We start from the raw sequence: 23,610 nt of genomic DNA, 5'->3' as shown, positions 1-23,610 counted from the left end.
TCATGCAAACCCGGCTTATGGAATCAATGAAGGATACGCCCGACGGCAAGCGTGCCGAGGCCATCCTGCGCAAGTGCGTGCATTGCGGTTTCTGCACCGCCACCTGTCCGACCTATCAGGTGCTGGGCGACGAGCTCGACAGCCCGCGCGGCCGCATCTACCTGATCAAGCAGATGCTCGAAGGCAACGAAGTGACGGCCAGCACGCAGCTGCATCTGGACCGTTGCCTGACCTGCCGCAATTGCGAGACCACGTGCCCGTCGGGCGTGCAGTACGGCCAGTTGATCGACATCGGCCGCCGCCTGGTCGAGACTCGCGTCGAGCGCGAACCCGGAGACCAGGTCAAGCGCGCCGTCCTCGGCAGGGCGCTGGCGTCGCCGCTGTTCGGGGCCGCGATGCGCGCGGGCCAGGCGCTGCGTCCTATGCTACCCGCCGCCATGGCCGCCAAGGTGCCGCCGCGCCGGGCACCCGGCGCCCTGCCGCGCCGCACGCACGCCCGCGAGGTCTTCATGCTGTCAGGCTGCGTGCAGCCGTCCATGATGCCGGCCATCGATGCCGCCACGCTGCGCGTGCTCGATGCGGTCGGCATTTCGGCCCGTGTCGCGCCCCGTTCGGGCTGCTGCGGCGCGGCGCGCTTCCATTTGAACCAGCAGGCGGCGGCGCTGGCGCAAATGCGCGCCAACATCGACGCGTGGTGGCCCGACATAGCGGCCGGCCGTGTCGAAGCCATCGTGATGAACGCCTCGGGCTGCGGCGCCACCGTACGCGAATATGGCCACCATTTGCAGGACGATCCGGCCTACGCCGCCAAGGCGGAGCGCGTGTCCGCGCTGGTGCGCGACGTGGCGGAAATCCTCGCGCCGCATGCCGGCGAGCTGGCGCCCAGGCTGGCCGGCCGCCTTCCCGCGCGTCCTGCCTTTCATCCCCCGTGCACCTTGCAGCATTGGCAGGGCCTGCGGCCGCTTACCGAAAACCTGCTGGCGAAGCTGGGCTTTGCGCTCCAGCCTTTCGCCGACAGCCACCTGTGCTGCGGTTCCGCCGGCACATACTCGGTGCTGCAACCCGAGATCGCCGGCGAACTGCGCGACCGCAAGCTCGAGGCGATCCGTAAAACCGAACCGGACGTGATTCTGTCCGCCAATATCGGCTGCCTCGCCCACTTGCAGGGCGGCACCGATACGCCGGTCCTGCACTGGATCGAAGCCGTCGATGCCGCCCTGCAAGCCGAGGGCCATGGCACGTAAGGAAGCTATAGCGGCCCTTTCCCGGCGATCAAGCGAAGCTCGTCCAGCAGCTTGACCGCGGGTTGGGGAAGAATCCCCTTGCTGCGGCGGAATACCATCAGCCTGCGCTGCAGGCCGACGCCGGGAATGTGCAGCGTATCGGCCATGCCGGCCGCGCGCTCGGCCTCGTACATGGGCTGCGGCATCCAGCTCAGGAAGCCCGCATGCGCGACCATGCTCTTGATGGCAATGATGGAGCGCGTTTCCACGACGACGTCCGGCAGCGGCAGGCCGCGCGAGGCGAACAGCCGCGTGAGCTCCTCGAATGGAGCCGTCCCGCGCGGCGGCAGGACCCACTTGTGGTCCACCGTGTCCTCCAGCTTCAGGCGGGCGCGCTTGCGCAGCGGGTGCGAGGCCGCGGCGATGATCTGGCTGGTGTCGTGCCATTCGCAGTCGGGTACGACGCTGATTTCGGTGGTGCCGGGCATGGACACCCCGATGGCGAGGTCGATATCGTGGGTGAGCAGGGCGTCGGTGAGCAGGTCGCCGACGCCTTCGACGACGTGCACCTGCAGATTGGGCCATTGCGCCAGCACCCGTCCTATGGCGATGGGCAGCACGAGGCTGACGGCGCTGGCCACGGCGCCCACCCGGATGGTGCCGCGCGCCAGTCCCCGCAACGCGTTGAGTTCCTCGGTCGCCTGTTCGGCCTCGCGCTGCAGTAGCGTGGCATGCGGCAGCAGCGCCTGGCCGAAACTGGTCAGCATCATGCCGGTGGAATAGCGCTCGAACAGCGGAGCGCCGATCTGGTCCTCCAGGCGCCGTATCGTGCGGCTCAGGGCCGGCTGGGTGACGTTGAGCGTCTGCGCCGCGCGCCCCAGCGATCCATGCTGGACGACGGCGAGAAAAGCATTGAGCTGCCGTATGTCGAAGGTCATGCCAAAAGGTAATGACTTTTTCGCTAAAAAGCAATGTTCAGGCAAGGGGTGAGCTTGCCATACTTGCGTGATTCGCCGGGCCATGCCCGGAATACCAACCCCGGAGACGATTCATGACGCCATCCAGCCCGGTCAAGGCCGGCGCCCATCCCGGAACCACCACGACTGTCCGCGAAGCGGTGCTCGACCTGCTGCGCGCTTTCGACATGACCACCATCTTCGGCAACCCGGGATCGACCGAGCTGCCGCTGTTCCTCGATTTCCCCAGCGATTTCCGCTACGTGCTGGGGCTGCACGAGGGCGTGGTCGTGGGCATGGCGGACGGCTACGCCCAGGCCCGCCGCAACGCCTCGTTCATCAACCTGCACTCGGCGGCCGGCGTCGGCAACGCCATGGGCAACATCTTCACGGCATACAAGAACCGTACGCCGCTGGTCATCACGGCGGGCCAGCAGGCCCGCTCCATCCTTCCGTTCGATCCCTTCCTGTACTCGGCCCAGGCCACCGAGCTGCCCAAGCCCTACGTCAAGTGGAGTTGCGAGCCGGCCCGCGCCGAAGACGTGCCGCTGGCCATCGCGCGCGGCTACTACATCGCCATGCAGCCGCCCTGCGGTCCGGTGCTGATCTCGGTGCCGGCCGACGACTGGTCGCGCCAGTGCGAGCCCGTCGCCGCGCGCCGCGTCGGCAAGCTGTTGCGGCCCGACCCGGACGTCATGGCCGAGATCGCCCAGGCCCTGGACAAGGCCCGCCGTCCGGCATTCGTGATCGGCGCGGCGGTCGACCGCGACGGCGCCTGGGACGACGTGGTCGAACTGGCCGAGCGCCACAAGGCCGGCGTATGGGTGGCCCCCATGTCGGGCCGCTGCGGGTTCCCCGAAGACCACCGGCAATTCATGGGATTCCTGCCGGCCATCCGCGAGAAGATCGTCTCGCTGCTGGGCGGCTACGACTGCGTCTTCGTGATCGGCGCGCCGGCCTTCACCTATCACGTCGAAGGCTTCGGCCCCCACGTGCCCCCTGGCGCGACGCTGCTGCAGCTGACCGACGACCCCAACGTCGCCGCCTGGGCGCCCGTGGGCACGGCGGCGGTGGGCAGCATCAGCCTGGGCGTGCGGGAATTGCTCCAACGTACCGCGGCTCCGGTGCGGGAACTGCCGGCGCCGCGCGCGCCGCTGCCGCGCGCCGAGCCCTCCTCGCCCATGTCCGTGGCGTATGTGCTGCAGACGCTGGCCGAGGTGCGCGATCCGGCCTCTATCGTGGTGGAGGAATCGCCCAGCGCCCGCCCGGTCATGCACAAGTACTTGCCCATGCTGCAGAGCGAGACCTTCTACACCATGTGCAGCGGCGGATTGGGCTACAGCATGCCCGCGGCCGTGGGCGTGGCGCTCGCCAAGCCGCAGAGCAAGGTGATCGGGCTGATCGGCGACGGCTCCAGCATGTACTCCATCCAGGCGCTCTGGACCGCTGCCCAGCTCAAGCTGCCCATTACTTTCGTCATCCTGAACAACCGGCGCTATGCTGCATTGACGGAATTCGCGCCCACGTTCGGCTTCAAGCCCGAAGACCCGCTCGCCGGCACCGACCTGCCGGATCTCGATTTCGTGTCGCTGGCGCGCGGTCTCGCCTGCGAGGGCGTACGGGTGTCGGATCCCGCCAAGCTGCCGGATGTGCTGCGCCAAGCGCTGGCATCGCCGGTTCCCATCCTGGTGGACGTGGAAATCGCCTGATTCCGCTTCGCCTATCCCTACCCAGAGCAGGAGACTGATATGAAAACAATAGCCATGCTGATCGACGGCAAATCTGCGGCGGCCTCCCGGGACGCGACCTTCGAGCGTCGCAACCCGCTGGACGGCTCGGTTGCTACCAAGGCGCCGGCCGCTTCGCCCGAAGACATGGTCAAGGCCGTCGATGCGGCGGCGCGCGCTTTCGAAAGCTGGCGCGATACCGGCCCCGGCGAGCGCCGCGCGCTGCTGCTCAAGGCCGCGCAGGCCCTGGAGGCCAAGAACGATGCGTTTGTCGAGGCGATGGCGGCCGAGACCGGCGCATCGGCCATGTGGGCCGGCTTCAACGTGCACCTGGCCGCCGGCATGCTGCAGGAAGCCGCGGCGCTGACCACGCAGATCAGCGGCGAAGTCATCCCGTCCGACGTGCCGGGCAGCCTGGCCATGGCGGTGCGCCAGGGCGCCGGCGTAGTGCTGGGGATCGCGCCCTGGAACGCGCCCGTCATCCTGGGCGTGCGCTCGCTTGCCGTGCCGCTGGCATGTGGCAATACGGTAGTGTTCAAGGGCTCGGAGCTCTGCCCCGCCACGCACGGCCTGATCGTCGAGGCGCTCAACGAGGCCGGTTTTCCGCCGGGCGTGGTCAACTTCATCACCAATGCGCCGGCCGACGCGGGCCCGGTGGTCGAGGCCGCCGTCGCGCATCCCGCGGTGCGGCGCGTGAACTTCACCGGCTCGACCCGGGTGGGCAAGATCATCGCCCAGACGTGCGCCAAGTATCTCAAGCCCGTGGTCCTGGAGCTCGGCGGCAAGGCGCCGCTGGTCATCCTGGACGACGCCGACCTGGACGCCGCCGTCAATGCCGCGGCCTTCGGCGCATTCGCCAATTCCGGCCAGATCTGCATGTCCACCGAACGCATCATCGTCGACGAGAAGGTCGCCGACGAGTTCGTGGCCAAGTTCGCGGCCAAGGCCAAGTCGCTGCCGCTGCAGGATCCGCGCAAGGGCCCGGCGGTGCTCGGCTCGGTCGTCGACATGAGCACGGTCGAGCGCTGCAACGCCATGATCGACGACGCGCTCGCCAAGGGCGCCGTGCTGGTGTGCGGCGGCAAGGCCGAGAACACGCTGATGCCCGCCACGCTCATCGATCGCGTCACGCCCGAGATGAAGATCTACAGCGAGGAGTCCTTCGGCCCGGTCAAGGCCGTCGTGCGGGTCAGCGGCGTCGACGCCGCCATCGAGAGCGCCAACGATACCGAATACGGGCTGTCCTCCGCGGTGTTCGGACGCGACATCGCGCGCGCGATGCAAGTGGCCAAGCGCATCGAGTCCGGCATCTGCCACATCAACGGTCCCACGGTCCATGACGAGGCGCAGATGCCGTTCGGCGGCGTCAAGGCCAGCGGCATCGGCCGTTTCGGCGGCAACGCCGGCATCCACGAGTTCACCGAGCTGCGCTGGATCACCGTGCAGACCACGCCTCGGCACTATCCGTTCTGACCCCCCGGTGCGCCGGCCGCCGCGGCGGCCGGCACGGACGAAGGGGGTCCGTGTTCGTTCATGACAAGACAGGAGACAAACATGAACCGTCAAGCAGGCAAGCGGGCCTTCGCGGCCAAACTGGGCGTGCTCGCGCTGGGATGCGCCATGGCGTTCGGCGCCGCGGCCCAGTCGTGGCCCACCAAGCCGGTGAAGGTAGTGGTCAATTTCCCGCCGGGCGGCGCGGCGGACCAGATCGCCCGCGCCATCACCGGGCCGTTGCAGGAAGCGCTGGGCCAGCCCGTGGTGGTGGAGAACAAAGGCGGGGCGGGCGGCAACATCGGCGGCGAGGCCGTGGCCCGTGCCGCGCCCGACGGCTATACGCTGCTGATGAGCTCCGGCGGCATGGTGTCGGTCAATCCCTTCATCTATCCCAAGATGTCGTTCGACCCCATCAAGGACCTGGATCCGGTCGCCGCGGCCGCCAAGGTCAAGGTGTTCCTGGTGACCAAGCCGGGCAAGCTGCCCTCCGACATCAAGTCCTTCATTGCCTACCTGAAGGCCAATCCCGGCAAGCTGACCTACGGTACCCCCGGCAACGGCAGCTCGCCGCACCTGGCGGCCGAGATGTTCCAGAGCCAGGCGGGCGTGAGCGCCGTGCACGTTCCCTATCGCGGGGCCGCGCCCGCTCTGGTCGACCTCCTGGCGGGCCAGATCGACTTCTCGTTCGACCCCGGCATCGCGATGCAGCACGTGCAGTCGGGCAAGCTCAACATGCTGGCCGTGGGCAGCCTGACGCGTTCGCCGCTGTTCCCCAACGTGCCGACGCTCGACGAAGCGGGGCTGAAGGGTTTCGATGCCGATACCGTATTCGGCTTCTATGCACCGGCCGGCACGCCCAAGGAAATCGTCACCCGGCTGAATACGGAGATCAACAAGATCATCAGTACGCCGGCGTTCCGCGAGCGTCTGGTGTCCATGGGCGGCGACCCGGCGCCGATGACGCCTGAGCAGTTCCATGCCCGTGCCGAGGACGACGCCAAGCGCTTCGGCGCCATCATCCGCGAACGCAAGATCGTCGGTGATTGACCCATGTCCTGCGGCGGAGCGGCCGAGCCGGCTCCCCCTTCACGCATAGAGCCGTTCGCGCACTTCCCCGGCGGCGGCTTCCTGCCGCCGCCGGGTCCAGGACAGGCTGGATTCCAGTTCACGGACGCCAGCCTGCAGCCGGTCGAAGATGTCGGCCGACAATACATACCCGGTTACCGAATCGCCGCCTATCTGGGCGTCGGTCGCATAGACCGTGCTCAGTATGTGTCTTGCTCCCAGCGCCGCAAGCACGGGCTTGAGCGCATAGTCGACCGCCAGCAGATGGGCCGGCGAACCTCCCGTTGCCAGCGGCAGGACGACCTTGCCTTGCAGCGCCGTCTGCGGAAGGACGTCGAGGAACGCCTTGAGGATGCCGCTGTAGGCCGCCTTGTAGATGGGGGTGGCGACGACCACGGCATCGGCCGAGGCCAGCGAGCGCGCGGCGGCCGCGACGGCGGGATCCTGCGTATTGGCCGTCAGCAGCGCCTGGGCGGGCAGGTCTCGCACGCGCAGCGAGCGGACGGTGTATCCCGCCTGCTCCAATTGTTTCTCCAGCGTGTGCGCGAGCAGGGTAGACCGGGACGCCGCCGAAGGGCTGCCGGTAATGGTCAGGACTGTGTACATGGCGAGGTTTTCGGTACGGAAGGCGACAACATAATGCCCGGCGGCCGGAATCCCAACCAAGAATTTCGCATTTGCTCAGACGCTCCCTGAGCAAGGGGCGCGGGCCTTCGTTCACATCTGCTCACCAACCGACTCGTCCTCTTGCCAAGCCCTCCTTGTCTTTTGGCGCCGCGCGCTCATATCTTCCAGGTATCTGGTTCCGGAACCCGCGGATGGACCTTATCGTCGCCACCCGAGAGGGGCTGTACTGCCCGCCGGGGCGTTTCCATATCGATCCCTGGCGAACCGTCGATCGCGCGGTGATCACGCATGCCCATGCGGATCATGCGCGGGCCGGGCACGGCGCATACCTGGCTGCCGCCGCCGGCGAACCGGTGCTTCGGGCCCGGCTGGGCGACATCCGCCTGCAACCGCTCGACTATGGCCAGGAGGTGGTGCTGGACGGCGTCCGGGTCTCGCTGCACCCGGCCGGCCACGTGCTGGGGTCCGCCCAGGTCCGCGTCGAGTACCGGGGAGAGGTCTGGGTCGCTTCCGGCGACTACAAGCTCGAGGCCGACCCCACTTGCGCGCCGTTCGAGCCCGTGCGCTGCCACACTTTCATTACCGAATCGACCTTCGGCCTGCCGATCTACCGATGGCAGGCCAACGAGACGCTGTTCGCCGATGTGAATGCCTGGTGGGAGCGAAACCGGCGGGAGGACCGCGCCTCGGTGCTGTTCTGCTATGCCTTCGGCAAGGCGCAGCGCATCCTGGCAAGCGTGGATCCGTCCATCGGGCCCATCGTCGCGCATGGCGCGGTCGCCGCCCTCAATGACGCCTATCGCCGCGGCGGCGTCGAGCTGCCCGCCGCGATGCGAATGGCGGAGATCGGCGACAAGTCCGTGCTCCGCCGTGCGCTCGTATTGGCGCCGCCGTCGGCGCAGGGCTCGCCCTGGTTGCGGCGCTTCGGGAATTATTCGGACGGTTTCGCCAGCGGCTGGATGCGGGTGCGGGGCAACCGGCGCCGGCGCGGCGTCGACAGGGGATTCGTCCTGTCCGACCATGCCGATTGGCCCGGCCTGCAGCGGGCGATCGCGGCCTCCGGCGCCGAAAGGGTCTTCGTGACCCATGGCAGCGTCCATGCCATGGTGCGCTGGCTGAATGAACGCGGATTGCAGGCGCAGGCATTCGCCACGGAATACGGCGACGAGGAAGACGTGGACAGCGGCGAAACCCTTCTTGCAGCGGACGACGCATGAAAGCCTTCGTCGACCTGTATGTCGCGCTCGAATCGACCACGTCCAGCCTGGGCAAACGGGCCGCCATGCTGGATTACCTGCGCCGCGCCAGCGCCGCCGACGCTGCCTGGGCGGTGTATTTCCTGGCGGGCGGCAAGCCCCGGCAATTGGTGCCGGGCAAGTTGCTGAAGGAATACGCACGCGAGGCCGCCGGCGTTCCCGAGTGGCTGTTCGACGAGAGCTACCAGGCTGTCGGCGACCTGGCCGAGACCATCGCCTTGTTGCTGCCCGAGCAGCCGCATGCCGACGACGCGAGCCTGGCGGCCTGGATGGAGCACAGCCTGCTGCCGCTGCGCGGCATGGCGCCCGAACAGTTGAAACCCAGGCTCCTCGAGGCGTGGGGGCGGCTCGATGCGCGCGGCCGGCTGGTTTTCACCAAGCTCATTACCGGCAGCTTCCGCGTGGGGGTGTCCCGGCTGCTCGTGACACGCGTCCTGGCCGAGCTGGCAGGCGTGGACGCCAAGGAAATCGCCCAGCGCATGGTGGGCTACACCGATCTCAACGCTCGTCCTTCCGCGCAAGCCTATCAATCCCTGATTGCCGCCGAGGCGCCCTCCGGCCTCCAGCAGGGCGGCATGCCCTATCCCTTTTTCCTCGCCCATGCCCTGCAGGCCGATATCGCGGATTTCGACCGCCTGCTCGGACCTCCATCGAACTGGCTGGTGGAATGGAAATGGGACGGGATCCGGGCCCAGCTGGTCCGGCGCGCTGGCGATACCTGGCTCTGGTCGCGCGGCGAAGAGCTGGTCAGCGATCGCTTTCCGGAACTGGTGGAGGCGGGCGCGGCATTGCCGGACGGAACTGTCATTGACGGCGAGATCGTCGTCTGCAGGGAAGGTCGCGTCCAGCCCTTCGCGCAGTTGCAGCAGCGCATCGGCCGCAAGACGCTGACGCCGCGGATCCTGCGCGACGTACCCGTGGCGCTGCTGGCCTACGACCTCCTCGAGTGGGAAGGCGAAGACTGGCGGCCGCGTCCCCAGCGCGAGCGGCGCGCGGCGCTGGATGCGCTGCTGGCCCGGACCGCGGTCGATGCGCTGCGGTCCAGTCCACTGCTGGAGGAGCCGGGCTGGGAGGACTACGCGCGCTTGCGGGAGGGATCCCGCGAACGCGGCGTGGAAGGCATGATGCTCAAGCAGGCGGGCGGCAGCTACGGCGTGGGGCGCAGCAAGGACGTGGGCCTGTGGTGGAAGTGGAAGGTCGATCCGTACTCGGTGGATGCCGTGCTCATCTACGCGCAGAAGGGACATGGCCGCCGGGCGAGCCTGTATACCGACTACACTTTCGCGGTATGGGATGCGCCCCCGGGAGTCGCCGGCCGCCGGCTGATTCCGTTCGCCAAGGCGTATTCGGGCCTGACGGACGAAGAGATCCGCAAGGTGGACGCCATCGTGCGCAAGACCACGCAGGAAACCTTCGGCCCGGTGCGAAGCGTGACGCCTACCATGGTGTTCGAGCTGGGGTTCGAAGGCATCGCCCGGAGCACGCGCCACAAGAGCGGCATCGCGGTGCGCTTTCCGCGCATGCTGCGCTGGCGCCAGGACAAACCGGTGGAAGAGGCCGACACGCTGGAGACGCTCTCGGCGCTGTTGCCCACGGCGACCGAGCAGGCGTGACCATAAGCATCTACCCAGAAATTCGTTGACCGAATAAAGGCACGCGCATAACCTACCCATTATTCGCACAACTTGTCCATATTGCGAACAATCGACGAAAAGCCCGGAGTATCTGCGGGAGATGTCCGGCCCTTTCAATCGGCAAGGGGGAAGTGTTCATGATGGTGATGAAGAAAATGGCAGTCCGCACGGTCGCCGCGGCATTCGCTTTTACGGCAGCTGCGGTATCGGCGCAGGGGTTCCCCACCAAGCCCGTTCGCATCGTTGCGCCCTATGTGCCTGGCGGCACCGTGGATGCCTTGTCCCGCGCGCTTGCCGCGCAGTTGTCCGAGGAGTTCGGCCAGCAGGTGGTGGTCGAGAACCGCGCCGGGGCGTCGGGCAACATCGGCGCCGAATATGTGGCCGGCTCGGAGCCCGATGGCCATGTCCTGCTCCTGACCGCCAGCACGGTCATCGTCAATCCGCTGGTGATGAAAGAGAAGCAGCGCTTCGATCTGCACAAGGATTTCACCCCGATCGGCATGGTGGCGAGCACGCCCCTGGTCTTCGTCGTCTCGCCCCAGAGCGGGATCAACACCGTGGGCGATTTCATCAAGCAGGCGAAAGCGCATCCGGACAAGATCAATTTCGGCGTCGGGGGATTCGGCTCGGGCGGCCACCTGGCCATGGAAACCTTCAACGTCCGCGCCGGCACGTCGATTCCCATGGTGATCTACAAAGGATCCGCACCGGCGCTGACCGACATCGTGGGCGGCCAGCTCAGTGCGATCATGGATCCCGTACTGACCACCCTGCCTTTCGTCAGCACCGGCCGCCTGAAGGCAATTGCAGTGACCGGCGAGCGTCGTAGCGCGTTGCTGCCCTCGGTGCCTACCCTGAGCGAGGCCGGCGTGCCGAACATGGACTTCGTCTCGTGGTACGGCATGTGGGGGCCCGCCGGCATACCGGAGCCGGTGTCCGGCCGCATCCAGGCGGCCTTGACCAAGGTGCTGGGCTCGCCGCAGTTCAAGGCCTGGCTCGACAAGCAAGGGATGGTCGCCGGCACCGTCACCGGCAAGCAATTCGGCAACTATGTCCAGCAGGAGAGCAAGAAATACGCGCAGGCCGTCGCGGATGCGAAGATCGAGCCGAAGTGAGTCTGCGGGGAAAGCGGGATGGAAGGAGGAAGCAGGGTGGTTAGGCGCAAGAAAACTTTCCACGGCGTGACCGTCGGGATCCTGATGGTGAAGACCGGGTTCTGCCGGCTGCCCGGCGATGTCGGCCATGCGGGAACCTGGGACTTCCCTGTTCAGTACCGGGTCGTCGAAGGCGCGACGCCGGACAAGATGATGGCCCTCGAATCGTCGGGGCTGCTGGACGATTTCAAGGCCGCGGCGCGGGACCTGGTTGACGGTGGCGTGGACGGCATTGCGACGACTTGCGGTTTTCTGGCCTTGTACCAGCGGGAGCTGGCTGCCGCGTGCGGCGTTCCGGTGGCCTCCAGCAGCCTGTTGCAGGTACCGATGGTGGAGCGATTGATCGCGCCGGGCAAGCGGGTGGGCATTCTGACCTTCAGCCAGGAAAGCCTGCATGCTTCGCATCTCGAAGCCGTGGGGGTGGATGCCGGCACGCCGGTGGAGGGCATGCCTGCCGATTCCGTGTTCGTGACGGCGATCAAGTCCGGCGACGTCGCTTCCCGGTACGGCGAGATGCGCGCCGAGGTGCTCGAGGCGGCGGATCGCCTGCTGCGCAGCCATCCCGACGTTGGCGCCATCGTGTCCGAGTGCGCCAACATGACGCCGTTTAGCGCCGACATCGTCGAACGCTTCGGCGTGCCCGTGTTCGATGGCGTGTCTCTGATCAACTGGTTCCACGCCGGCCTGCGTCCGCGCCGCTATCCCGCGGCTTGAGCCAACGCGGCCTCAGCCGTGCTGCAGCGCCGCCGAGACGTTTTCGCAGGCGCGGTGCAAGTGCTGCGCCAGCGCCGAGTCCATGTCCAGACAGTCGTCGAGGTCCAGGCCGGATACGACGATGGCACCTTGCGCCGCCGAGCCCCGTCCCCGGAAGGGACAGGCCAGCGAGGCCAGGCCGCGCTTGTAGCGTCCCACGGTGGCGCAGAACCCTCCCGCCTGCCGGATCTTGCGCAGCGCGGGGCGGACCTTGTCGAAACGGGCCTGGCCGAGGGTCGCGATGCAGAGCTCGTCGGGATAGGTCGAAAGAATGGATTTGCCGCTGGCGCAGTCGTCGATGAGAAACTGGTTGCCGATGTCGATGATGACGTTCATCGGCGTGTGCGGTGTCCAGATGCGTTCGACGATGATGACCCGATCGCGCGCCGGTACGGAGATCGAAACCAGAGCGGAGCGGCCCTGCAGCACTTTTTCCTGCAACTCGACGGCATACGGCAGCGCCGCCCGGCTCACGTTGAGCCGGCTGGCATGCGCCGTGGCGAATAGCAGGCACTCGGGCCCGAGTGCGTAGACACCGTCGTCCGCGGTGACCATGCCCCAGTGAACGAGGGTCTTGAGCAGTCGATGTACCGTGGTCCGCTCTATGCCCGTGCGGCGGGACAGGTCCAGCGCGGTGGCGCCTTGGGGCGTGGTGGCCAGTTCGCGCAGCACCACGAAGGCACGGTCTATGGACTGGACCCGCCCGGTGCCGTCGGCATCGGACTGGCGTTGTTCTGGCGTCGTCTGCAAGGCTAGCGCTCGATAAGGGTAGGGGTGGCAAAACGCCGCGGGGGACTGGCGGCCGCCGCGTTCAATCCCGGCGGACGGCCCCGTAGGCGGCTATCGCGTCCTGGACTTTCCGGGTCAACACTTTACCGTAGTGAGAGCGCGGCAGGGCGTCCATGAACAGCATTCGCTTGGGGCGCTTGTGCGAGGACAGGCGCTCCCGGCAGAGCGCAGCCAGTTCCTCGCCGTTCAGGCGGGCGCCAGGCCGCGCCACGACCGCCGCGGCGACGATCTCGCCCCATTCGGGATCCGCGACGCCGACGACCGCGGCCTCCAGCACCCACGGATGGCTGCACAGCACTTGCTCCACTTCGTCGGGCTGCACCGACTTGCCGCCGGTCCGGATGACGGCCTTGGCCCGGCCCTGTATGCGCAGCCGCCCCTGGACATCGAGGCAGCCCAGGTCGCCTGTATGGAACCAGCCGTCTTCGATCACGGCCGCAGTCAGCTCCGGCTGGTTCCAGTAACCCCGCATGACATGGGGGCCGCGTATCAACACTTCGCCGGTCGTTCCGGGTGGCAGGCGCGCTTGGCCATCGCCGATGGCGACCTCTGCCAGGTCGGTGGCAGGCCCGACCAGGCCGAGCGTGCCGGCGGGATCGGCCAGCAGTTCCGAGGCGGCGGGCGGGGGACGATAGCAGGTCCAAGGAGCTTCCGTCAGGCCATAGATGACGGAGAAGACAGGACCGAAGACGGAGACCGCCTGTTCGAACAATTCCGGCGGCATGGCCGCCGCGCCGATTTCTATGCACGACAGCGAGCCGAGATCGGCGCGGACATCCGGCAACAACCGAAGTATGCGGACCAGGTGCGTGGGCACCAGCGACGTGCAGGTCGGCCGGTATCGCTCCACCAGTTCGAGGAAGCGCCGAGGATCGAAATGGGATCCCAGAATCAGCGTGCCGCCTTGCAGCAGGTGCGCAAGCAGCGAAATTGCCGCGATCGGCCAGAGCGGCCGTACGTTGAGCATCCGGTCGCCCGTCCACGGGCGGCGCGCCTTGGCGATGTTGTGTAGGGCGGCGCAGTAGGTGGCGTGCGTATGCACGACTGCCTTGGGCGTGCCCGTGGTGCCGCCCGTATAGTTCAGCGCCGCGATCCAGTCCGGTTCGCACGGGATGGGCGGGCCGGACCCGGCCGGGTCCGGCGCCGGGGCGAGGCTTTCGAGCGGGCGGGCATCGATGCCGCAAGCCTCCAGGTCCGGGCCCAGCGCTTCTATCCGCGCGGAGTAGGGCGGGCAATACAGCAGCACGCGAGCTTCGGAATCGCGCAACTGGGCCAGCAGCTCGGCCGGATCGAGGGCAGGATCCAGCGACACCCTGACGCGGCCCGCGCTCATGACGCCGTAGTCGGCGAACAGGAAGTCGGGCGTGGCGTCTCCCAGCAGCGCGATGCGGTCGCCCGGGCGGGTGTCGAATGCCGCGAGCAGCCGGTGCGAGAACCCGAATATCGCGCGGACCAGTTCCGGGAAGCCATAGCGCCGGCCGCTATCCGCGTCGATCAATGCGCAACGATCGGGCCAGGTCCTGCCGGCCTGTTCGAGAAGCGTGGGGATGTTCATGGATGGATGGGCGGCAGCCTGTCGGCCCTGGGCGGTATGTTCATAATAAACACATGTTGTGCTCTATACAAACTATTCCTAGAATGCCCTTCCACGCCTGTCTCGACGCGCAGGCATGGAAGGAGCATCGATGAGCATCGAATTCGAAGGCATGGGCGACGGCGTGTTTGTCGTCACCCTGAACCGGCCCGAGCGCCTGAATGCGTTGGATGCCGCTCACAAGGCGGCCCTGGCAGACATCTGGCGAAAGGCCGAGGCGCGCGACGATGTGAGGGCGATCGTGGTACGCGGCGCGGGCCCCAAGGCGTTCTCGGCGGGATCGGATTTCAAGGAAATGAAGGCCACGGGACGCACGGTCGACACCGAGACCCTGGCCAATGCCATACCGTCGGTGGGCGTGGAACTGACCAAGCCGGTCGTGGCGGCGTTGCATGGCTATGTGATCGGCTTCGGGCTGACGCTGGCCATCCATTGCGACATGCGCATAGCCGGTCCCGACGCGCGCCTGGCCTTTCCCGAGGTCGAGCACGGCATGCTGTCCGGCATCAGCGACATCACCTTGCCGGGCATCGTGGGCGAAGCCGCCGCGCTGGAGATCATGCTGACGGGACGCGCTTATACGGCCGAGGAGGCCCGGGAGATCCGCCTGGTCAACCGCGTCGTGCCGGATCCCTATGCCGAGGCGCTTGCGTTGGCGCGATCGTTGTCCGGCAATTCGATGCGAGCCACGCGGCTGACCAAGCGGCTGGTGCTGGCCGAGCGGCGCGCAGCCATCGCACGCCACCTGCAGCTCGTCGCCGAAGCGAGGATGGACATTGCGCAGTCCGGCCGCCATGCCTCGGTGGTGGATGGCGCAGGCGCCCAGCCTCGAGCCAGGGTGGACCGAGGATGATCGAGGGCAAGCCCGGAACCGGCGTGCCGGCCTGGTTCGAGCGTGCGCTGGCATGGCCGGCCGAGTCGCGGTTCGTTACGTCGGACGGCGTGCGCCTGCACTACCTGGGGTGGGGGCTGGAGCACCGGACGCGGCCGGGCCTGCTGTTCGTCCACGGCTACCGGGCGCATGCGCGCTATTGGGATTTCATCGCACCATACTTCGCCGACCGCTACCGAGTCGCGGCCATCGACCTCTCAGGCATGGGCGACAGCGGTCATCGCCAGGCCTACAGCGCCCTGGGTTTCGCCGCGGATATCGCGGCGGTCATCGACGATGCCGGACTCGGGCCAGCCGCGGTGGTCGGGCACAGCTTCGGCGGCGCCCGTGCATTGCGGGCCGCCGCGGAGTTTCCCGGCAGGATCCGGCACGTGGTGGCGGTCGACAGCATCTGCCGTTTCGCCGATAGCCCGCCCAGCTCGGCATCGCCGCCCCGCCGGCCTCGCACCGAGCCTTATCCCGATTTCGCCAGTGCCAGGGCCCGCTATCGGCTGACACCCGGGCAGCCATGCGATAACGATTTCCTGCTGGATCACGTGGCGCGCTTTTCGCTGCGTCCGGTAGGGCAGGGCTGGCTATGGAAATTCGATCCGTTCCTGCCGCCCGGACCGCACGAGCCGGACATGGGCGGACTGCTGCGCGGGCTGGATGTCCCCGTGGACTACGTGCGTGGCGAGTTCAGCGCCGTGGTCCGCCAGCAGGACGCGGAACGCACCGTTGCCTGCCTGCGGCATGGACGCGGGCCGATCGTCGTCCCGGAGTCCTATCACTATGTGATGCTGGACCAACCGCTGGCGCTGATCTCGACGCTACGGGCGCTGCTTACTCCACGGCCTTGACCATGTCCTCGACGACCTTCTTCGCGTCGCCGAACACCATCATGGTCTTGTCCAGGTAGAACAGTTCGTTGTCCAGGCCCGCGTAGCCCGCCGCCATCGACCGCTTGTTGACGATGATGGTGCGCGCCTTGTAGGCCTCGAGAATGGGCATGCCCGCGATGGGCGACTTGGGGTCGTTCTTCGCGGCGGGGTTCACCACGTCGTTGGCGCCCAGCACCAGCACCACGTCGACCTGTCCGAACTCGGAGTTGATGTCCTCCATTTCGAACACCTGGTCGTAGGGTACCTCGGCCTCGGCCAGCAGCACGTTCATGTGCCCGGGCATGCGGCCGGCCACCGGATGGATGGCGTATTTCACGTCCACGCCTTTCTCGGTCAGCTTGGTGGTGAGTTCCTTGAGCGCATGCTGGGCGCGGGCCACCGCCAGGCCGTAGCCTGGCACGATCACCACGGTCTCGGCATTGGTCAGCATGAAGGCCGCATCATCGGGGCTGCCCGATTTCACGCTGCGCTGCTGCTGGTCGCCGGCCGCCGCGCCGGCCGAGGCGTCGCCGCCGAAACCGCCCAGGATCACGTTGAAGAACGAGCGGTTCATCGCCTTGCACATGATGTAGGACAGGATCGCGCCCGACGAACCCACCAGCGAGCCGGCGATGATGAGCATGGGGTTGTTGAGCGAAAACCCGATGCCCGCGGCCGCCCAGCCCGAGTAGCTGTTCAGCATCGACACCACCACCGGCATGTCGGCGCCGCCGATGGGAATGATGATGAGCACGCCCAGCACGAAGGCGATGGCGGTCATGATCACGTAGGGCGTCCATTGCTGCGTGACGGCGAACCAGATGCCGCAGGCCACCATGACGATCGCCAGGAGCAGGTTCAGCATGTGCTGGCCGGCGAACACCACCGGCGCGCCACGGAACACGCGCAACTTGTAGCGGCCCGAGAGCTTGCCGAAGGCGATGACCGAACCGGAGAAGGTGATCGCGCCGACGAAGGTGCCGATAAACAGTTCGATGCGGTTGCCGGTGGGGATGGGAAGCCCCGGACCGGCGATGCCGAAGGCGTGCGGCTCGGCCACCGCCGCAATGGCGATGAATACCGCGGCCAGACCGATCATGCTGTGCATGAAGGCCACCAGCTCGGGCATCTTGGTCATTTCCACGCGCTTGGCCATGATGGTGCCGGCGGTGCCGCCCACCAGGAGCCCGAGCACCACCCAGCCCAGCCCGGCGATGGGTTCGCCGCTCAGCTTGGCGATGAGCGCGGCGGTGGTCAGCACGGCGATCGCCATGCCGATCATGCCGAAGGTGTTGCCCATGCGGGAAGTCGTGGGGTGCGAGAGTCCCTTGAGCGCCTGGATGAAACATACCGAGGCGACGAGGTACAGCAGGGTGACGACGTTGAGCGAAAGCATCAGCGGGCCTCCTGCTTGGACGCGCCGGCCGGGGCAGCCTTGGGCTTCTTGCGGAACATCTCCAGCATGCGCCGCGTGACGAGGAAGCCGCCGAACACGTTGACCGCGGCCAGCGCCACGGCCAGCACGCCCATGGCCTTGCCCAGGCCCGTATCGGTCAGGGCCGCGGCAAGCATGGCGCCGACGATGATGATGGCCGAAATGGCGTTGGTCACCGCCATCAGCGGCGTATGCAGGGCGGGGGTGACGTTCCAGACGACGTGGTAGCCCACGTAGATGGCCAGCACGAAGATGATCAGGTTGATGATGGTGTGGTCGATGAGTTCCATTACTTGTTCCTCAGCACACGATGGGCATCGCACACCATGCAGGCGGCGACGATCTCGTCTTCGCGCTGGATGGCCGGCGCGCCATCCTTGGCGACGACCAGCTTCAGGAAATCCAGCAGGTTGCGGGCGTAGAGGGCCGATGCGTCGGTCGCCACGCGGGCGGCGAGGTTGGTGTAGCCGACGATCTTCACGCCGTGCGCTTCGACCACCTGATCGGGCTTGGACAGCGGGCAGTTGCCGCCGCGTTCGACGGCGAGGTCGACGATGACCGAGCCCGGCTTCATGCCGGCGACCGTCTCTTCGCTGACGAGGACGGGCGCAGGGCGGCCCGGGATCAATGCCGTCGTGATGACGATGTCGGCCTGTCTGCACCGCTCGGCCACGAGCGCCGCCTGGCGCGCCATCCACGCGGCCGGCATGGGGCGCGCATAGCCGCCCACTCCTTGGGCGATCTCGCGTTCCTCGTCGGTCTCGTAGGGCACGTCGATGAACTTGGCCCCCAGCGATTCGATCTGTTCCTTGGCGGCGGGGCGCACGTCGGAGGCCTCGACCACCGCGCCCAGCCGCTTGGCGGTGGCAATGGCCTGCAGGCCCGCCACGCCGGCGCCCAGCACCACCACGCGCGCCGCCTTGACGGTGCCGGCGGCGGTCATCAGCATGGGCATGAAGCGGCCATAGTGATCGGCGGCCACGATGACTGCCTTGTAGCCCGCGATGTTCGCCTGCGAGGACAGGACGTCCAGGCTCTGCGCCCGCGTGATGCGGGGAGCCGCCTCGAGCGCGAATCCCGTCACGCCGGTGGCGGCGAGTTTCGTAAGGCCCTCGGCATCGAACGGATTGAGCATGCCGAGCAGGATCTGGCCCTCTCGCAGCTGCGCGAGCTCGGATTCCTGCGGCGCCTGTACTTTCAAGACCAGGTCGGCCTGCGCATAGACTTGCGCGGCATCGGGCACCAGCGTGGCGCCCGCGGCGGCATAGGCCTCGTCGGTAAAGCTGGCTTGTCCTCCGGCGCCGGCTTGCACCAGCACCTGGTTGGCGTCGCCGGCCGTGAGCTTCTTCACCGTTTCCGGCGTGGCGGCAACACGCGTCTCCCCCGGCCGTATTTCAGTCGGGACCCCAATCTTCATGAGACTCTCCTCTGTGCGTTGTGGCGGATCGGCACGAGGGCATTGCCGTCTTGCGCGGCCTGTGCGTTCCCCCCGTATCGCCCCGGTGCATCCTAGCATGCGCCTTCTGTTTTCCCGTGGCTTTCTTGCCGCCCTGTCCGGCCGCCCCGGTGTTGCTGGTCTCCTGGTTGACGGGTTGTATGATAACCGGGCAATATGTGAACCCACTTCATCTCGTCCTGGCCCGCATGTCGTCGAACCCGTTGCGCAGCAGCAATCTTGCCGAACAGCTCAGCGAAGTGCTCTCCACGCAGATCGTGTCGGGCGAGCGGGCGGCCGGCAGCCGATTGCCGACTGAAGAACGCCTGGCGTCCGAGTTCGGCGTCAGCCGCACCGTGGTACGCGAAGCCATCGCCCGCCTGAAGTCCGACGGCCTGGTCACCACGCGCCAGGGGCTCGGCGCGTTCGTCGCCGCCACGCCCGTGGGGCGGCCTTTCCGCATCGGCGGCGATCGCCAGGAGGCCCATGCCGTCGTGCAGCAGGTATTCGAACTGCGCATAGGCGTCGAAACCGAGGCCGCCGCGCTGGCGGCCGCCCGTGCCACGCCGGCGCAGGTCAAGGAGATCCGCAGCGCGCTCAAGGTCCTGAACCAGGCAAGCCAGCGCGGCGGCGACGGCGTGGAGGAAGACATCCTGTTCCACCGGGCCATCGCGCGCGCGGCCAACAACCCGGTCTACGACGATTTCTTCGAATTCCTGGAACGCTATACCCGTAGCCAGCTTTCCATCAGCCGGCGCAACTGCGAGCTGGCCGGCTGGCTCAGCGACATCAGGATGGAACACGAAGCCATCTACGAGGCGATCGCCGCGCACGATCCCGCCGCCGCCAGGCAGGCCGCCCATGCGCACATGAGCAACGCGATGGCCCGCCTGCAACGAATCCAAGCCCACTGATCGAGGAAGAGAGAGACATGTCCACTCCACCCCGCCTGCAAGGCCTGCTTGCTCCGGTCGTCACGCCATTCCAGAACGACATGCTGCCCGACGCCGGCCGCTTCGCCCGTCATTGCCGCTGGCTGCTCGACAGCGGCTGCGCGGGCCTGGCCATCTTCGGTACCAACAGCGAAGCCAATTCGCTGTCGGCGCCGGAGAAGATCGAACTGATGAACAAGCTGGTGGCGGACGGCATTCCCGGCGCCAAGCTCATGCCCGGCACGGGCGCCTGCTCGGTGCCCGAGGCCGCGCAGTTGACGACGGCGGCGGTCAAGCTGGGGGCCGCCGGCGTGTTGATGCTGCCGCCGTTCTTCTACAAGGGCGTGTCCGACGAAGGCCTGTTCCGGTACTACAGCCAGGTCATCGAGAACGTCGGCGATTCCGCGCTGCGCGTCTACCTGTATCACATCCCGCCGGTATCGCAGGTGCCGATTTCGCTGCCGCTGATCGAGCGCCTGGTCAAGGCCTATCCCGACACCGTCGTGGGCCTGAAGGATTCGTCCGGCGACTGGAACTACTCCAAGTCCGTCATCGATGCCTTCGCCTCGACCGGCTTCGACGTGTTCCCCGCCAGCGAGACGCTGCTGCTGCGCGGCCTGCGAGCCGGCGGCAAGGGCTGCATCACGGCCACCGGCAACATCAACCCGGGGCCCATCAGCCGGCTCTACGACAATTGGCAGGGGCCCGACGCGGAGGCCTTGCAGCAGAAAGTCAGCCAGACCCGCGAGCTGGTGCAGAAGTACCCGATGATCCCGGCGCTCAAGGCCGTCATCGCGTATTTCTCGCAGGATCCCGCCTGGCGCGCCGTGCGTCCGCCGCTGACCGACATGCCGGGCGAGCAAGAGGCCGAGCTGATCGGCAAGCTCGAGGAGCTGGGCTTCGACATGCCCGGAATCAGGTGACGGTGGCCTCCTGTAGATGCCCCTCTACGCCTTGACAGGCGCCCTCCAGGGAACGGAAGTCCACCTTCTCCGCGCCTTCGCGCGGCCCCCTCGGCAAGGCGGCGCTGGCGCTTCGGAGGCATCCGGCGGGACGGGGTAAAATCGCCCATGGATCCGAACGAGCAACATCCATGGTCTGGACGCCCCGCGTGACCGTCGCCGCCGTGATCGAGCGCGGCGGCAGGTTTCTGGTCATCGAAGAAGACACCGACGACGGCATCAGGCTGAACCAGCCGGCCGGCCACTTGGAAGCCGGCGAATCGCTCGAGCAGGCGGTGCTCCGCGAAACCCTGGAAGAAACCGCGCATCCTTTCCGGCCGGAAGGGCTGCTGGGCACCTACCTGTGGCGTCCCGGCGGCGAGGCCGCGCCCACCTTCCTGCGATTCGCATTCGTCGGCGCCGTGGGAGAGCCCATCCCCGGCCGCGCGCTGGACGAAGGCATACGCCGCGCGTTCTGGATTTCCGCCGACGAATTGCGTGCCCGGCAGGCCGAGCATCGCAGTCCGCTGGTGATGCGCTGCGTGGACGACTATCTGCGCGCGCGGGCGTCGGGGCGGGCATGGCTGGCCCTGGACGCCCTCTATACCCATTCAGCAATCTTGGATACGCATCATGGCAAGCAGTAAGGGACGCATCGTCATCGGCATGTCCGGCGGTGTGGATTCGTCGGTCAGCGCCTGGCTGCTGAAGCAGCAGGGCTACGAGGTCGTCGGCCTGTTCATGAAGAACTGGGAGGACGACGACGACTCCGAATACTGCTCGACCCGCCAGGATTGGCTGGACGCGGCCAGCGTGGCCGACGTCGTCGGCATCGATATCGAGGCGGTCAATTTCGCCGCCGAATACAAGGACCGCGTCTTCGCGGAATTCCTGCGCGAATATTCGGCCGGCCGCACGCCCAACCCCGACGTGCTGTGCAATGCCGAGATCAAGTTCAAGGCTTTCCTGGACCACGCCATGCGCATGGGGGCCGAACACATCGCGACCGGCCACTACGCGCGCGTGCGCCGTGTGGAATCCGGGCCGCAGGCGGGGCGCTACCAGCTGCTCAAGGCTCTGGACGACACCAAGGACCAGAGCTATTTCCTGCATCGCCTGAACCAGGACCAGCTGTCGCGCACCGTGTTCCCGCTGGGCGAGATCCGCAAGACCGAAGTGCGCCGCATCGCCCACGAACTCGGACTGTCCAATGCCGCGAAGAAGGACTCCACCGGCATCTGCTTCATCGGCGAACGGCCGTTCCGCGAATTCCTGAACCGCTACCTGCCGACCCAGCCCGGCCCGATACGCACTCCGGAAGGCCAGGTCCTGGGCCGGCATGTGGGGTTGTCCTTCTACACCCTGGGCCAGCGCAAGGGCCTGGGCATAGGCGGCGTGAAGGGACGCCAGCAGGAGGACGGCACGGCCGACGCCTGGTACGTGGCGAAGAAGGATCTCGAATCGAATACGCTGTACGTGGTGCAAGGCCACGACCACCCCTGGCTGCTGAGCGAGTCGCTGCATGCGCAGCAGGCCTCGTGGGTGGCCGGCGAGCCCCCCGCGCCCGGTTCTTACGGCGCCAAGACGCGCTACCGCCAACCCGACGCCGCGTCCGTGCTCGAACGGGCCGAAGGCGAAGGCTTCGAGCTGAGCTTCCCCGAGGCGCAATGGGCGGTGACGCCGGGCCAATCGGCCGTGCTGTATGACGGCGAAGTCTGCCTGGGTGGCGGTGTGATTACGCCCCCCCCTACGCCCTGACGGGCGCCCCCCAGGGGGCGATGCGGGCGGACCGGCGGAGCCGGATCCGCCGCATCCTGGATCTAGTACCGCTTTCTTGGAATGTGGCGCCGGTGCTTCGCTGGCTGCCAGCGGTAGCTACGGTGCCGCAATCCGAGAAATTCGCACTAGACCCAGGGCGCCGCGGATCCGGCTTTGCCGGTCCGCCAGCGCCGCCCCCTTGAGGGGGAGCGGCCGAAGGCCGCAAGGGGGTGGGTCCCCCTATCGGGGGAATACTTCAGGATCCTCGAGCACGATCCGGGCGGTCTTCTGATAGTGCTCGGTCAATAGCGAGACGGCAAGGTCGGCGTTGCCGGCGGTGATGGCTTCCATCAGCGCCTCGTGTTCTTCCTGGATCGGCCGGTCCGGAAAGATTTTCTGCACCGACAACTGGCGATAGCGATAGAGCTGGTCGGCCAGTTGCTCGCAGAAACCGATCAGCCAGCGCGAGCCGCAGCCGCCTATCAGCGCCCGGTGAAAGGCCCGGTGCCGTTGTTCCCATTCCGGATTGGCCTCGAAGCGCTCGGGGTGCAAGGAGCGGGGTGTCTTCGACAGTCGATGGAAGGCCAGTACCAGTTCTTCCTCCCACTGCGAGGAGCCGGACGCCATGGATTTGCGCAGCGCGAGTTCCTCCAGCCAACAACGGGTGTTGGTGATTTCGATCAGGTCCGCCGGGCTGACCGCGGCTACGGCGAAGCCACGCTGGTCGCGCTGTTCCACCAGGCCGTCCGCCGTGAGCCGGTTCAGGGCCTCGCGCACGGGCGTCTGCCCGGCGCCGTAGTGATGACTCAGGAATTCGATTTGCAGCTTGCGACCGGGGGCGAGCAGCCGGCCCGCCAGCAGATCGGCGCGCATGCGGTCGTACAGCGAGGTCGCCATGGTCGGGGCGGCTGCGCCTTGATCGACTGGAAGGGCGGGGGTTTTTGCCACGAAGACTCCAGAATGCCCGGCATGCCGGGGCTGCCCGGGCGGTTGCGCCCTGGGATCGGATTTTATCCGAAAGTGTATAAACCGCGATTGCCGAGGAAAATATGTATAAAAAATTGCCATTCCAAAAAATGTATATA

Annotated in this window: 22 protein-coding genes; 14 read left to right on the top strand and 8 right to left on the bottom strand. The window is 67.1% G+C overall.

Features of this window, described 5'->3' with window-relative positions:
• Nucleotides 1-2: 2 nt before the first annotated feature.
• Nucleotides 3-1,244, top strand: a complete 1,242-nt coding sequence (glcF, locus tag CDO44_RS19320) for a glycolate oxidase subunit GlcF (RefSeq protein WP_087781915.1) — start codon at nucleotides 3-5, stop codon at nucleotides 1,242-1,244.
• Between the two features lie 5 nt (nucleotides 1,245-1,249).
• On the opposite strand, the gene CDO44_RS19315 is transcribed toward glcF, so the two are convergent.
• The gene (locus tag CDO44_RS19315) at nucleotides 1,250-2,161 is read right to left on the bottom strand and encodes a LysR family transcriptional regulator (protein ID WP_087781914.1); all 912 of its coding nucleotides are present in this window, start codon (nucleotides 2,159-2,161) and stop codon (nucleotides 1,250-1,252) included.
• A 113-nt stretch (nucleotides 2,162-2,274) separates the two neighbouring features.
• On the opposite strand from CDO44_RS19315, the gene mdlC reads away from it, so the two are divergent.
• From mdlC to CDO44_RS19300, 3 genes are all read left to right on the top strand, one after another.
• On the top strand, nucleotides 2,275-3,888 hold the full coding sequence (mdlC, locus tag CDO44_RS19310; RefSeq protein ID WP_087781913.1) for a benzoylformate decarboxylase: 1,614 nt from the start codon (nucleotides 2,275-2,277) through the stop codon (nucleotides 3,886-3,888).
• A 39-nt stretch (nucleotides 3,889-3,927) separates the two neighbouring features.
• Nucleotides 3,928-5,379, top strand: a complete 1,452-nt coding sequence (locus tag CDO44_RS19305) for an aldehyde dehydrogenase (protein WP_087781912.1) — start codon at nucleotides 3,928-3,930, stop codon at nucleotides 5,377-5,379.
• An 81-nt stretch (nucleotides 5,380-5,460) separates the two neighbouring features.
• The gene (locus CDO44_RS19300; RefSeq protein ID WP_369824693.1) at nucleotides 5,461-6,447 is read left to right on the top strand and encodes a Bug family tripartite tricarboxylate transporter substrate binding protein; all 987 of its coding nucleotides are present in this window, start codon (nucleotides 5,461-5,463) and stop codon (nucleotides 6,445-6,447) included.
• Nucleotides 6,448-6,486: 39 nt separating this feature from the next.
• Here CDO44_RS19300 and ssuE read toward each other — a convergent pair whose 3' ends face one another.
• A complete protein-coding gene (gene ssuE / locus CDO44_RS19295) occupies nucleotides 6,487-7,071 on the bottom strand; it encodes an NADPH-dependent FMN reductase (RefSeq protein WP_087781910.1) in 585 nt (194 codons plus the stop codon).
• A gap of 212 nt (nucleotides 7,072-7,283) precedes the next feature.
• Here ssuE and CDO44_RS19290 point away from each other — a divergent pair, with 212 nt between their 5' ends.
• The 4 genes from CDO44_RS19290 to CDO44_RS19275 all read left to right on the top strand — a co-directional run bounded on the left by CDO44_RS19290 (nucleotide 7,284) and on the right by CDO44_RS19275 (nucleotide 11,850).
• Nucleotides 7,284-8,309: a ligase-associated DNA damage response exonuclease gene (locus CDO44_RS19290; RefSeq protein WP_087781909.1), complete on the top strand. Its 1,026-nt coding sequence runs from the start codon at nucleotides 7,284-7,286 to the stop codon at nucleotides 8,307-8,309.
• On the top strand, nucleotides 8,306-9,961 hold the full coding sequence (locus CDO44_RS19285) for an ATP-dependent DNA ligase (RefSeq protein ID WP_087781908.1): 1,656 nt from the start codon (nucleotides 8,306-8,308) through the stop codon (nucleotides 9,959-9,961). Before CDO44_RS19290 ends, CDO44_RS19285 begins: the two co-directional genes overlap by 4 nt.
• Nucleotides 9,962-10,137: 176 nt before the next feature.
• Nucleotides 10,138-11,097, top strand: coding sequence for a tripartite tricarboxylate transporter substrate binding protein (locus CDO44_RS19280; protein WP_158213341.1), 960 nt, complete (start codon nucleotides 10,138-10,140; stop codon nucleotides 11,095-11,097).
• 18 nt (nucleotides 11,098-11,115) lie between these two features.
• Entirely contained in the window at nucleotides 11,116-11,850 is a 735-nt protein-coding gene (locus CDO44_RS19275) for an aspartate/glutamate racemase family protein (protein WP_255407807.1), read from the top strand.
• 12 nt (nucleotides 11,851-11,862) lie between these two features.
• On the opposite strand, the gene CDO44_RS19270 is transcribed toward CDO44_RS19275, so the two are convergent.
• Both CDO44_RS19270 and CDO44_RS19265 read right to left on the bottom strand, forming a co-directional pair.
• Nucleotides 11,863-12,639: an IclR family transcriptional regulator gene (locus CDO44_RS19270; protein WP_087781906.1), complete on the bottom strand. Its 777-nt coding sequence runs from the start codon at nucleotides 12,637-12,639 to the stop codon at nucleotides 11,863-11,865.
• 61 nt (nucleotides 12,640-12,700) lie between these two features.
• A complete protein-coding gene (locus CDO44_RS19265) occupies nucleotides 12,701-14,233 on the bottom strand; it encodes a class I adenylate-forming enzyme family protein (protein ID WP_087781905.1) in 1,533 nt (510 codons plus the stop codon).
• A gap of 130 nt (nucleotides 14,234-14,363) precedes the next feature.
• On the opposite strand from CDO44_RS19265, the gene CDO44_RS19260 reads away from it, so the two are divergent.
• Both CDO44_RS19260 and CDO44_RS19255 read left to right on the top strand, forming a co-directional pair.
• Nucleotides 14,364-15,125 (top strand): enoyl-CoA hydratase/isomerase family protein, encoded by a 762-nt coding sequence (locus tag CDO44_RS19260; RefSeq protein ID WP_087781904.1) that lies wholly within the window; start codon nucleotides 14,364-14,366, stop codon nucleotides 15,123-15,125.
• On the top strand, nucleotides 15,122-16,003 hold the full coding sequence (locus CDO44_RS19255) for an alpha/beta fold hydrolase (protein WP_087781903.1): 882 nt from the start codon (nucleotides 15,122-15,124) through the stop codon (nucleotides 16,001-16,003). Before CDO44_RS19260 ends, CDO44_RS19255 begins: the two co-directional genes overlap by 4 nt.
• Here CDO44_RS19255 and CDO44_RS19250 read toward each other — a convergent pair.
• From CDO44_RS19250 to CDO44_RS19240, 3 genes are read right to left on the bottom strand one after another with little or no spacing between them, the layout of a single operon-like run.
• Nucleotides 15,987-17,420, bottom strand: coding sequence for an NAD(P)(+) transhydrogenase (Re/Si-specific) subunit beta (locus CDO44_RS19250; protein WP_087781902.1), 1,434 nt, complete (start codon nucleotides 17,418-17,420; stop codon nucleotides 15,987-15,989). The genes CDO44_RS19255 and CDO44_RS19250 overlap by 17 nt on opposite strands.
• Nucleotides 17,420-17,749, bottom strand: coding sequence for an NAD(P) transhydrogenase subunit alpha (locus tag CDO44_RS19245; RefSeq protein WP_087781901.1), 330 nt, complete (start codon nucleotides 17,747-17,749; stop codon nucleotides 17,420-17,422). The genes CDO44_RS19250 and CDO44_RS19245 overlap by 1 nt, the downstream gene beginning before the upstream one ends.
• The gene (locus CDO44_RS19240) at nucleotides 17,749-18,876 is read right to left on the bottom strand and encodes a Re/Si-specific NAD(P)(+) transhydrogenase subunit alpha (RefSeq protein ID WP_087781900.1); all 1,128 of its coding nucleotides are present in this window, start codon (nucleotides 18,874-18,876) and stop codon (nucleotides 17,749-17,751) included. Before CDO44_RS19240 ends, CDO44_RS19245 begins: the two co-directional genes overlap by 1 nt.
• A gap of 197 nt (nucleotides 18,877-19,073) precedes the next feature.
• Between CDO44_RS19240 and CDO44_RS19235 the strand changes: the two genes are divergently transcribed.
• The 4 genes from CDO44_RS19235 (at nucleotide 19,074) to mnmA (ending at nucleotide 22,525) form a co-directional block, all read left to right on the top strand.
• The gene (locus tag CDO44_RS19235) at nucleotides 19,074-19,808 is read left to right on the top strand and encodes a FadR/GntR family transcriptional regulator (protein ID WP_158213340.1); all 735 of its coding nucleotides are present in this window, start codon (nucleotides 19,074-19,076) and stop codon (nucleotides 19,806-19,808) included.
• A gap of 17 nt (nucleotides 19,809-19,825) precedes the next feature.
• Nucleotides 19,826-20,749: a dihydrodipicolinate synthase family protein gene (locus CDO44_RS19230; protein ID WP_087781898.1), complete on the top strand. Its 924-nt coding sequence runs from the start codon at nucleotides 19,826-19,828 to the stop codon at nucleotides 20,747-20,749.
• A gap of 170 nt (nucleotides 20,750-20,919) precedes the next feature.
• Entirely contained in the window at nucleotides 20,920-21,414 is a 495-nt protein-coding gene (locus tag CDO44_RS19225; protein ID WP_087781897.1) for an NUDIX hydrolase, read from the top strand.
• Nucleotides 21,401-22,525, top strand: a complete 1,125-nt coding sequence (gene mnmA / locus CDO44_RS19220; protein ID WP_087781896.1) for a tRNA 2-thiouridine(34) synthase MnmA — start codon at nucleotides 21,401-21,403, stop codon at nucleotides 22,523-22,525. The genes CDO44_RS19225 and mnmA overlap by 14 nt, the downstream gene beginning before the upstream one ends.
• 240 nt (nucleotides 22,526-22,765) lie before the next feature.
• Here the strand turns inward: mnmA and CDO44_RS19215 are convergent, their stop codons facing one another.
• Nucleotides 22,766-23,473: a GntR family transcriptional regulator gene (locus CDO44_RS19215; protein WP_233146273.1), complete on the bottom strand. Its 708-nt coding sequence runs from the start codon at nucleotides 23,471-23,473 to the stop codon at nucleotides 22,766-22,768.
• Nucleotides 23,474-23,610 lie beyond the last annotated feature (137 nt).

The sequence above is a fragment of the Pigmentiphaga sp. NML080357 genome (assembly GCF_002188465.1).
Taxonomy (GTDB): domain Bacteria; phylum Pseudomonadota; class Gammaproteobacteria; order Burkholderiales; family Burkholderiaceae_B; genus Pigmentiphaga.
The sequence above is the reverse complement of the archived record's forward strand: the minus strand, read 5'-3'. Positions and strand labels throughout refer to the sequence as shown.

What these genes read in the sequence shown, in the direction of transcription:
- glcF (WP_087781915.1), top strand. Translation starts at nt 3, where the DNA reads ATGCAAACCCGGCTTATGGAATCAATGAAGGATACGCCCGACGGCAAG.
- CDO44_RS19315 (WP_087781914.1), bottom strand. Translation starts at nt 2,161, where the DNA reads ATGACCTTCGACATACGGCAGCTCAATGCTTTTCTCGCCGTCGTCCAG.
- mdlC (WP_087781913.1), top strand. Translation starts at nt 2,275, where the DNA reads ATGACGCCATCCAGCCCGGTCAAGGCCGGCGCCCATCCCGGAACCACC.
- CDO44_RS19305 (WP_087781912.1), top strand. Translation starts at nt 3,928, where the DNA reads ATGAAAACAATAGCCATGCTGATCGACGGCAAATCTGCGGCGGCCTCC.
- CDO44_RS19300 (WP_369824693.1), top strand. Translation starts at nt 5,461, where the DNA reads ATGAACCGTCAAGCAGGCAAGCGGGCCTTCGCGGCCAAACTGGGCGTG.
- ssuE (WP_087781910.1), bottom strand. Translation starts at nt 7,071, where the DNA reads ATGTACACAGTCCTGACCATTACCGGCAGCCCTTCGGCGGCGTCCCGG.
- CDO44_RS19290 (WP_087781909.1), top strand. Translation starts at nt 7,284, where the DNA reads ATGGACCTTATCGTCGCCACCCGAGAGGGGCTGTACTGCCCGCCGGGG.
- CDO44_RS19285 (WP_087781908.1), top strand. Translation starts at nt 8,306, where the DNA reads ATGAAAGCCTTCGTCGACCTGTATGTCGCGCTCGAATCGACCACGTCC.
- CDO44_RS19280 (WP_158213341.1), top strand. Translation starts at nt 10,138, where the DNA reads ATGGCAGTCCGCACGGTCGCCGCGGCATTCGCTTTTACGGCAGCTGCG.
- CDO44_RS19275 (WP_255407807.1), top strand. Translation starts at nt 11,116, where the DNA reads ATGGAAGGAGGAAGCAGGGTGGTTAGGCGCAAGAAAACTTTCCACGGC.
- CDO44_RS19265 (WP_087781905.1), bottom strand. Translation starts at nt 14,233, where the DNA reads ATGAACATCCCCACGCTTCTCGAACAGGCCGGCAGGACCTGGCCCGAT.
- CDO44_RS19260 (WP_087781904.1), top strand. Translation starts at nt 14,364, where the DNA reads ATGAGCATCGAATTCGAAGGCATGGGCGACGGCGTGTTTGTCGTCACC.
- CDO44_RS19255 (WP_087781903.1), top strand. Translation starts at nt 15,122, where the DNA reads ATGATCGAGGGCAAGCCCGGAACCGGCGTGCCGGCCTGGTTCGAGCGT.
- CDO44_RS19250 (WP_087781902.1), bottom strand. Translation starts at nt 17,420, where the DNA reads ATGCTTTCGCTCAACGTCGTCACCCTGCTGTACCTCGTCGCCTCGGTA.
- CDO44_RS19245 (WP_087781901.1), bottom strand. Translation starts at nt 17,749, where the DNA reads ATGGAACTCATCGACCACACCATCATCAACCTGATCATCTTCGTGCTG.
- CDO44_RS19240 (WP_087781900.1), bottom strand. Translation starts at nt 18,876, where the DNA reads ATGAAGATTGGGGTCCCGACTGAAATACGGCCGGGGGAGACGCGTGTT.
- CDO44_RS19230 (WP_087781898.1), top strand. Translation starts at nt 19,826, where the DNA reads ATGTCCACTCCACCCCGCCTGCAAGGCCTGCTTGCTCCGGTCGTCACG.
- CDO44_RS19225 (WP_087781897.1), top strand. Translation starts at nt 20,920, where the DNA reads ATGGTCTGGACGCCCCGCGTGACCGTCGCCGCCGTGATCGAGCGCGGC.
- mnmA (WP_087781896.1), top strand. Translation starts at nt 21,401, where the DNA reads ATGGCAAGCAGTAAGGGACGCATCGTCATCGGCATGTCCGGCGGTGTG.